The sequence below is a fragment of the Dolichospermum sp. LEGE 00246 genome (assembly GCF_015207865.1).
In the GTDB taxonomy this organism is placed as follows: domain Bacteria; phylum Cyanobacteriota; class Cyanobacteriia; order Cyanobacteriales; family Nostocaceae; genus Dolichospermum; species Dolichospermum heterosporum.
The window spans coordinates 1-8,599 of the sequence record NZ_JADEWA010000227.1 but is presented as its reverse complement, the minus strand read 5'-3'; the positions used below and the strand labels follow the sequence as shown (position 1 = coordinate 8,599).

Sequence of the window (8,599 nt, the reverse complement as noted above, 5' to 3'; positions counted from 1 at the left end):
CAAAAACCTAACCCCCCTGCCCCCTTCCCTACGAGGGAAGGGGGTTTTCAAAGCCTCTCCCCGCTTCGGGGAGAGGTTTGGAGAGGGGTCTGTTTATACATTAAAAACTTTTCAAACACCCTCTAAACACATAACTGGTTCCAAATATTTGCAACAGTTAGGTTTAATGACTTTTACTATTAAATCTTCATATTTTCAAGGAAAAACAAGTTATGAACAGCAAAAATTTGATTTATGGTTTGATTGGGTTAGTAAGCAGTAGTGCTATGAGTGGATTATTAATTATCAGTAACACACAAGCACAGAGTCCCAATTCTGAACACAATTCTCATCATTCATCTAAACAAGCTAATCCCCCAAAAAAAGGAATGATGATGCAAACAGATCAGCATTTCATCGAAATGATGATTCCGCACCATCAGCAAGCAGTAGAAATGGCTGATATCGCATCAACTCGCGGACAACATCCAGAAATTAAGACCCTAGCAGTTGCTATTAAAAAAGACCAAACCCGCGAAATTGAACAGATGAGAACCTGGTATAAGACATGGTACGGTAAAGAAGTACCTATAATGACTATGACTGATCAAGGAATGATGGCAGGTCATGGGAATATGTGTCAACAGATGAATCCACCAGAGACGATGGAAATGCCGATGAATGGTAAAATGCACTGCATGAATATGGATTTAGAAACATTAAAAAATGCACCAGATTTTGATAAAGAATTTATTCGTCAAATGATTCCTCATCATCGTATGGCTGTCAAAATGTCACAGATGATTGTTAAAAAAACTGCCAAACCAGAAATCCGTAATTTAGCTAGGTCTATCATTAAAACTCAAATGGCAGAAATTAAGCAAATGCAGCAATGGTATCAAAGTTGGTATAAGTCAAAGCCTGTATAAACCATTGTGGAAGCCGGATATTGCGCTTGATTTATAACCGTTACGGTTGGTTGTATGAAGAATTTTAGCAGTTCCAAATTGGAGAGACTGAAAAACGAACGTACCTTGATTTTTTCAGCCTCCCTAAAATTAACTTAATTCTAATAAACCTTGATAGCCTGTAACAATACGATTACCATCTTTGAGAATGTGGACTTCAATTTGATCACTAGCCCAAGTAATTTTGTCTGCAAATTCTGGATTAAAGATATTGACTTTTTGATTACTAGAAGAAACGGGAGAATCAGGAGAATTAATTGCTAGAGATTTGACAAAAGGACCATCAATCAAAATATCTAATTCTGCCAATAATTCTTTTGCACCGGGAGGTGCGGAATCAGATTGTAATTGTTGAAGAGTGAAACCAGTAAAAGACATGACATTTAAACCCGCTGCTTTTAACTTTTTGGCTAAAATTGTTAGTGCAGGTGCTTGCCAAAATGGTTCACCACCGGAAAAAGTTACACCCGTATTCTGGGGATTTTTGAGAATACTTTCAGCGAGGGTATCAATAGCAACTAAATCATTAATCTCAAATGCCCAGGAGTCGGGATTAAAGCAACCAGAACACTCACGGTTACAACCTTGTACCCAGACAACAGCCCGACAACCGGGTCCATTAACTTCTGATTGGTCAACATAACCCATAATGTTCAAATAACCGGGGGGAATGTCCGCGAGTCCTAGAGATGGGTTCATGGGCTTAGTTTCCATCTTTTCTCAACTCCTTTTCAACTTTTCCTATTACTTGCTAATATAGCGAGACTCTGAAAAAGTGTGGAGAAAGAAAATATAAGCTTTTTGAAGTTTGATTATTTTGTGCAGTTAACCTTTAGGTTTTTTTAAGCTTTTGCCCAGGAGGGGATGAATGAACGCGCAGCAGAGATCGCATGAAAGAATGCAAATATCCTGTGGCTGGCTTGACCATGATCCCGGCATTTTTGCAGGTCGAAAGACCGTAATTCTTTTTCGATGACGTTTTCGACATCAGCAGCTAAATTTAACCTACCTTCATTGAGATAACATTCGGTGAGAAACAGTAATTTCTCAACATTAATTTCATTGGTTTCCCATTGAATTTCAATAGGAAACTCATAATTTTTTTCTAATGTTCCCCCACTGTAAACGTTTTCCATGAGTTTATTGCCGATAATATATTTAACTTTATGGGTGTTAGCCAGTTCTATTAAATCATCAGCAGTTGGCTTCAATCCCAGACGACGACGGAAAACGGAATCAATAATTTCATACTTACTATTGTCTGGAAATACTGTGACAACCACAGCCGCAATTCCTTCTGTATTTCCATAACATCCGATGATGTTTTGACTTTCTTCACCGTGAACAAATAAGATATCCATAATATGCACTAACTGAATTAATAATAGGGAATCGAGTTGATAAGATTCTCGCAGATGAGACACAATACTTGTCGGTCAAGGAAATGTAGGTTGGGTTTCGCTGTCGCTCAACCCAACAAAATCCCTGATAATATTGAGTTATGGCTGATGCACCCGGCGATCGCGAAGCGCTGCTGCAAGCAGTTCGCAGGGATACGCCACACTATGGCTATAATCTATCAGACTTTTTTCCAAAATTGTAACTTTGTTCAAAAAAAAAGCACCTTTTTATCAATAAGTTAATTTTAGATTAATTACAAACTAAAATCTATTTCTTTAGATAGATGAAAGGGCAGATTTTATTTTGTTTAATCAAATGTTGCTCAATTAACATATTTTTGACATCTCGTCGCAGGAGTCAGATCCCCGACTTCTCTAAGAAGTCGGGGATCTTATTTATTGTTCTGAATAAGAAATATTAATCAGATGTCGTTCTGCACCTGCACCTAAAACCTAGCGAAGAGTTGTGAAAAACCGAGGCCAATTGTCTGTACCATTACCAAAATATTCTACTGCAACTTTCTCTTCTAAACGATTTATATCAATTGTCTCATCATCAAGTTCTTTTTCTATTTCGTCAATTACAGCTAATCGTAGATTCTTTAATCTTTGAACATTAAGTTCCAGGGTATCAATAGTAAATTGAACATTTTCTATAGGAATACCAGAATCTTCACAAGCTTTTTTATCAGGTCTAATTTCACCATCTTTACTACTGAATTTAAATAGACGTAATATTGGTAAATTGAGAGGATTTAATAATCTACCATCAGGTATAAAACCATCTTTTTTGTGACCACAGCAACGGGAATATTTGAGTAATTTTGAATTTTGCTCATGATCATCTTCTACTCCACCTGGAGGACGACAGATACCTAACATATTTTGCCAATCTAGATCATGATTATTTTCTTTTGTTGATTCTTTACAGGGGATAAAATGCTCAACAGAGCGATTGTTTTCATGAATAGACATTTCACAATAAGCACAAAGTCCTTTTTGATCAGATGCTAAAGTTTTACGAATTGCATTTAAAGTTTCTTTATTCCTTTTTAAATCATTCCATCGTTTAAATTGAGAAGAAAATCGCTCTTTATAGTTTTTAAGTTCCTCTGGTTCTGGGGATTTCAGCACTTTTTTCACACCGCATTCCTCCGTTCCAGTTTGCGGATTTGCATATCTGCTCTAGTCATATCTGGATCATAAGATTCCCAGTGTTGTAATTCTTCTCTGAGGCGTTTTGCTTCCTCTAATTGACCATTATCAATTGCTTCAAAAAGCTGTGTCAGTGTTCTTGATTCTTCTGTATCTGGTCTTAAATCACTTAACCCTAAAACATATCTGACAATATCTGAACTTTTCATCCCCTTGGTAGGTGATGGACATTCCTTTATTTGATAATCTTCTAATATCTTCACCTGATTTTGTTTAACTGTTGTCACAACTTCGGGACTGTGAGTAGTGGCGATAATTTGAGTGTTGGGAAATACCTTTTTTAAATCAGGAATAATCTTTTGTTGCCAAGTTGGATGTAAATGCAAATCTAACTCATCAATCATCAAAATTGCTTCTGCTGCTAACGGGTTTTCCATATCTGGATTAGCTTGTGCTAACCGTCGCGCAAAATCCATTACCAAGGCTAACATATTACGATAACCTGCACTTAATTGACTTAATAAAAGTTCTCTTTTCTCTCCTGTTTCCATTGTCCACTCAACCATCAGTTTTGCAGATACAATCTGTGAGAAATAAACATGAGTATTTGGTGCAATAATACTAGAAATAGCATTTCGTACTCGCTTTAAATCAGGAAGTTCAAGATTAATATTTCCCTTCTCTTTTGCCTCTCTCAATTCTTGAAACTCACGCACAAAAAACCAATTAGCCATATCAGTGAAACTACTTGTTGCGTCAAGGGCATGATTTAGTGAATTAAACCTATTAAGAGATTGGTGTGAAATATTTTTAACATAGGCAATATCGTTTAAATGGCGATTGCCTTGATAATAAGCTAGGACAGACAATTCATCTATTCTAGAGCGCATTGCAGAATAAAGCTGCTTTGTTCCTTCTTGTGAAATAGACGAAGATGAGACACTTACATTTATCCTTTCGTTGTCATTGTCAGCAGGTGGTTTTTTGTAAACAATTGTCCAATCTGGAAAACCTGTAGTTGATACAGTGAACTCTGCCTGATTTCTTCGTTCATTATCCTTTTTTTGGACTGGCAAATCTCTTTGAAAAACAGGTGAAGCTTCTCGATATTTTTTGCCTACAATTTGTTGAATTTGAACTACATACGGATACATTGCCGCAGCAATACCATCCAATAACGCACTTTTACCTGATCCATTATTGCCAACAAAAATATTGATATCGGGATCTAAATTAACTTCCAAATGCTCGAAGCAGCGGAAGTTTTTGATAATAACTTTTTGAATGTGCATTGATTTATTTTTCTTGATAAAATTACTAATCTTCCTCTAAAGCTACAGGTTCGGTAGGATCATCATAACGGATCACTTTGCCACGTAAAGGATAAAGATTGGTATTTTGTGTTTCTAGAGATTTAATTTGATGTTGTGCGGTTTGAGGTTGTAAAATAATCACTTCCACAACATCACCAGCATGGAAAGGTAAACCTTTTAACACTAAAGTTCCATCTTCAGTTAAGGACGTTTCGATTTTATGAGCATTCATATTATCAACTTGGTGTGTTACAGTTGATTTTATTTTAACATATTACCTCATTACCGTTAATTGCATTTCTTTGGTGTTAATAATTCTAACTTATTCTCTAAAATCGTCCCTTTTAGATTTGCTCCCTGAAAATTTGTACCGCGAATATTTGCACCTTTTAAATTTGCTCCCGCTAAATTCGCACCTTTCAAATTTGCCCAACTTAAATCAGCTTCCGTTAAATTAGCTTCACTCAAATTAGCTTTCGATAAAAATGCGTTTCCTAAATGAGCTTTTGTTAAATTAGCCTTATGTAGGTTGGCTTGATAAAGTTGAGCAGTCATTAATTCTGCTTCATATAAATTTGCTTCACTCAAGTTAGCAGTAATTAAATTAACTGCCATCAAAGTTGCAAAACTTAAATTACTGCGAATAAGTTGGGCTGCGGCTAAATCAGCATTTTTTAGATTAGCATTTTGGAAATCTGTACCAATTAAATTAGCATCTGTAATCATAGTATTTTCCAGATTTGCACCACTGAAATCAGCACCAATAAAGTTGCCAAAACTTAAATTAGCCTGGCTTAAAATTGCCCCACTCAAATTAGCAATACTCAAATTAGCTTGACTCAAGTTAGCTTCTATTAACTTGGCTTGATAAAAAATAGCATTACTGAGATTAGCATGACTAAAATTAGTTCGTACTAATAAAGCATGAGCTAAATTGACTTTATTCAAATTTACCCCTTGGAGATTTGCTCCTCGGAGGTTTTCTCCTAGTAAATTTGCACCGCTAAGATCAATTTCAACTTGGGGATTTTTGTTTCTCCATTCTATCCAAGTAACTGCTCCTGAACGTAATACATTGAGATGTTGTTGATTTGCCATTTTTTGCTCCTTTAGGACTTATGCAAGTTTCACACTATTTCTTGTAGGGTGCGTCAGACTTGATTATGGGGTAAGAATAAACAGATTTTTAACATCTGACGCACCCTACTAATATGTTAGTTGCGTCAATCTTGTTCCTTATTCGTTACGCTTACCTTGGGGATTTTCCCTTCCAGGTGAGTTTTCAATTGCGGCTAAAGCGCCCGCTGCTCCTGCTAAAATATCCTGTTCTGAGCCACCTAAATAAAGTCTGCCAAAACTACCGACAGCTTGAACTTCGAGGATATTAATTTGCGCTGCTTTTTCTGCTTCATTAGCTGCTAGTGCTGCATAAGCGGCTGGTTCAACTTCCAATACATAGAGGGTTTGTCCTGCTAGTAGCAGTTGTCCTCGACGGGTACGGTTAATAAGTTGGGTTTGGTAAGCGTCAATATTGCGGATAATTTGGCTAGAAACTACACGAGGTTTGAGACATTCCTCTTTTTTTACGCCTAAAAATGCCAAAATCGCATCTCCAGCGGCTCGTGTTTCCCCTTGAGAGCCAGAATGCACTTCTAATAGTCCATATAGCCGTTCTACTACTTGCACTCCAGGACGAACGGAAGCGGATTTCAGGGCTACGTCGGTAATCTTGTTGATTTCGATACCAGGGGAAATTTCAATCCATAGGGATGTATCCCCCGGTAATGGTAAGAAACCCTGGGCTACTGTTCCCATGTATGCGGCGTGTTGAGGTTGCAGATTGTCTAGAAATACGAAACTGCGTAGTTCTATGCCCAAAGTCTTAATTCTCCAGTCATGAGGGTAAACATTTTGGATTTAGATCCCCGACTTCTTTGAGAAGTCGGGGATCTGCAATATATGAGTTTACCGTTAAAGTGGACTGGTTTGCTAATTGGTGATGATTAATTATTCGGCTGGAGGATGTTTTATTTATAAGTATTAATATGAAATAAGTCAGCCTTAAAGCCAAAATCTTCTGGATTAGAGACTTCCAAGAAATAAATTATCCTAAGAAACGAACCACAGAGGCACAGAGTACACAGAGAGAGAATTTCTGCATCAGTTTTGGGACATTTTTTTATTTGGAAGTCTCTTAGATATTTTAGATGCACAAAAAGGGTTTTACTACTGACCGCTGCTAGATTTTTCATGGGGTCTTTATGTCTAAGACTTTTATGAGATCACGGCATCTTTGATTTTTCGCTTTTTCAAAAAATTAGACATAAATGGCCGCTCAAAGAATAAGTAAAACCAGTAAGCGATAATGAGTGACATTACCGTTCCTAGTAAATAACATCCTGCTGCAAACATATCTGGTGAGATTGGTAGGTAAAACAGGAAGTAACGCACAAAAACTAAAACTGGTCCATGAGTGAGATAAAGACTATAGGAAAATGTTCCCAGGGCGATCGCTAAAGGATGTTGTAAGATCCGTAGGATTAAAGATGGTTTTTTGTCCTCTATTATTGACTTGGTTAAGGAAATAAATAGGCAAGCAAATGCTAAACCGGCAAAAGTTTGATTAATCCATATATGCAGTCCTAGCCGTCGCCATTCAGTGATGACAGCAAGACAGGTAAAGATAATAGCCAACCAACCCCAAGGTAAGGAATTTCTGATAGCTACTAACTTGGGTTTTTGGGAAAATCCAATATCTGCTGCTGCCATTCCTAAACAAAATATACATAAGAACCAAGGATTGGCTGATTCAAATAATCCATTCAACAAATATAGGGGAGTTAAACCAATTAAAAAGGTAATAATGACAATCCCAAATAATCCCAACCTTCGCCATATAGGTAACAATAATAACGGAAATAAAAAGTATATTTGCCATTCTGTGGCGACAGTCCAAATGGGTGGGTTAATAGTTAGATATGAGTTACTGTCAAGATTATGAACTAGGAGTAGTTTAAGCAAGACATCCAGCAAAGAAAATCTGGGAGAAAATGCTCCTAGTCCTGCTTCTGCATTCCATTGAAAATCCGTAAATTTTTCTAAACCCAAGATAATTGCTGTTAATAGTAAACAGATTAACAGTATTATATAGTAGGGTGGTAAAATTCGCCGCGATCGCTTCTTAATATAATTCATGAAACTTCCTGATAACTGACCATTTTCAGAACGCGCTACTGGCAGCATCAAAACATAACCAGAAAGAACAATGAAAATGACAACACTAAATGCACCATATTTCATGGTTTCTCCAAATAATGACCACATTATAGGCAATTGCCCTTCAATTGATGGTTCAATATGTACGAGGACAATATATAAAGACGCTAATCCCCTCAATCCGTCTAAATAAGGAAGATGAAGTCTCTTTTTAGTGGATTCTTCGATAATTTTAGTCATTCAACTAATCTCCTATGCTATTTTTGTACGGGCATTTCTTCTCTATTTGCATTTTGGGATTGCAAATTAATTATCAAGAAGAAATACAATATAAAGTTTTTCAAGTATTTGCAAAACCCACAACAATTTTAGGACTTACACAAAAGTCACAAAATATGAATGATTAAGGAACTAAATGACAATAAAAAAGAGGGTTTTGGAGATTTTTCACCTAAGCTATAAGGTTATCAAAATGCCTCTTAAATAGAGGTTATTTAAATGTTGTAGATGGCTATACAAAAGATGCTGATTGATTTGTAACTAAATTTGGTAATCCGCTATATGTACT

At 36.5% G+C, this 8,599-nt stretch carries 9 protein-coding genes; 1 reads left to right on the top strand and 8 read right to left on the bottom strand.

Annotated features, from left to right (window positions below):
- Positions 1 to 212: 212 nt before the first annotated feature.
- The gene (locus IQ228_RS15335; RefSeq protein WP_193963403.1) at positions 213 to 908 is read left to right on the top strand and encodes a DUF305 domain-containing protein; all 696 of its coding nucleotides are present in this window, start codon (positions 213 to 215) and stop codon (positions 906 to 908) included.
- A 129-nt stretch (positions 909 to 1,037) separates the two neighbouring features.
- On the opposite strand, the gene IQ228_RS15330 is transcribed toward IQ228_RS15335, so the two are convergent.
- The 8 genes from IQ228_RS15330 to IQ228_RS15295 all read right to left on the bottom strand — a co-directional run bounded on the left by IQ228_RS15330 (position 1,038) and on the right by IQ228_RS15295 (position 8,271).
- A complete protein-coding gene (locus tag IQ228_RS15330) occupies positions 1,038 to 1,661 on the bottom strand; it encodes a 4Fe-4S single cluster domain-containing protein (protein WP_193894067.1) in 624 nt (207 codons plus the stop codon).
- Positions 1,662 to 1,789: 128 nt separating this feature from the next.
- The gene (locus IQ228_RS15325; protein WP_193963401.1) at positions 1,790 to 2,308 is read right to left on the bottom strand and encodes a hypothetical protein; all 519 of its coding nucleotides are present in this window, start codon (positions 2,306 to 2,308) and stop codon (positions 1,790 to 1,792) included.
- A gap of 492 nt (positions 2,309 to 2,800) precedes the next feature.
- Positions 2,801 to 3,490, bottom strand: coding sequence for a retron system putative HNH endonuclease (locus tag IQ228_RS15320; RefSeq protein ID WP_193963399.1), 690 nt, complete (start codon positions 3,488 to 3,490; stop codon positions 2,801 to 2,803).
- Entirely contained in the window at positions 3,487 to 4,794 is a 1,308-nt protein-coding gene (locus tag IQ228_RS15315) for an AAA family ATPase (RefSeq protein WP_193963397.1), read from the bottom strand. Before IQ228_RS15315 ends, IQ228_RS15320 begins: the two co-directional genes overlap by 4 nt.
- Positions 4,795 to 4,819: 25 nt before the next feature.
- Positions 4,820 to 5,047, bottom strand: coding sequence for a hypothetical protein (locus tag IQ228_RS15310; RefSeq protein WP_027402827.1), 228 nt, complete (start codon positions 5,045 to 5,047; stop codon positions 4,820 to 4,822).
- 56 nt (positions 5,048 to 5,103) lie between these two features.
- On the bottom strand, positions 5,104 to 5,913 hold the full coding sequence (locus tag IQ228_RS15305; RefSeq protein WP_193963395.1) for a pentapeptide repeat-containing protein: 810 nt from the start codon (positions 5,911 to 5,913) through the stop codon (positions 5,104 to 5,106).
- A gap of 138 nt (positions 5,914 to 6,051) precedes the next feature.
- A complete protein-coding gene (locus IQ228_RS15300; RefSeq protein WP_015080173.1) occupies positions 6,052 to 6,693 on the bottom strand; it encodes a microcompartments protein in 642 nt (213 codons plus the stop codon).
- 396 nt (positions 6,694 to 7,089) lie between these two features.
- Positions 7,090 to 8,271, bottom strand: a complete 1,182-nt coding sequence (locus IQ228_RS15295; protein WP_193963393.1) for an acyltransferase — start codon at positions 8,269 to 8,271, stop codon at positions 7,090 to 7,092.
- Between the last annotated feature and the right edge of the window lie 328 nt (positions 8,272 to 8,599).

Coding starts and splice junctions, on each gene's coding strand:
- IQ228_RS15325 (WP_193963401.1), bottom strand. CDS start 2,308: ATGGATATCTTATTTGTTCACGGTGAAGAAAGTCAAAACATCATCGGA.
- IQ228_RS15310 (WP_027402827.1), bottom strand. CDS start 5,047: ATGAATGCTCATAAAATCGAAACGTCCTTAACTGAAGATGGAACTTTA.
- IQ228_RS15330 (WP_193894067.1), bottom strand. CDS start 1,661: ATGGAAACTAAGCCCATGAACCCATCTCTAGGACTCGCGGACATTCCC.
- IQ228_RS15305 (WP_193963395.1), bottom strand. CDS start 5,913: ATGGCAAATCAACAACATCTCAATGTATTACGTTCAGGAGCAGTTACT.
- IQ228_RS15295 (WP_193963393.1), bottom strand. CDS start 8,271: ATGACTAAAATTATCGAAGAATCCACTAAAAAGAGACTTCATCTTCCT.
- IQ228_RS15315 (WP_193963397.1), bottom strand. CDS start 4,794: ATGCACATTCAAAAAGTTATTATCAAAAACTTCCGCTGCTTCGAGCAT.
- IQ228_RS15335 (WP_193963403.1), top strand. CDS start 213: ATGAACAGCAAAAATTTGATTTATGGTTTGATTGGGTTAGTAAGCAGT.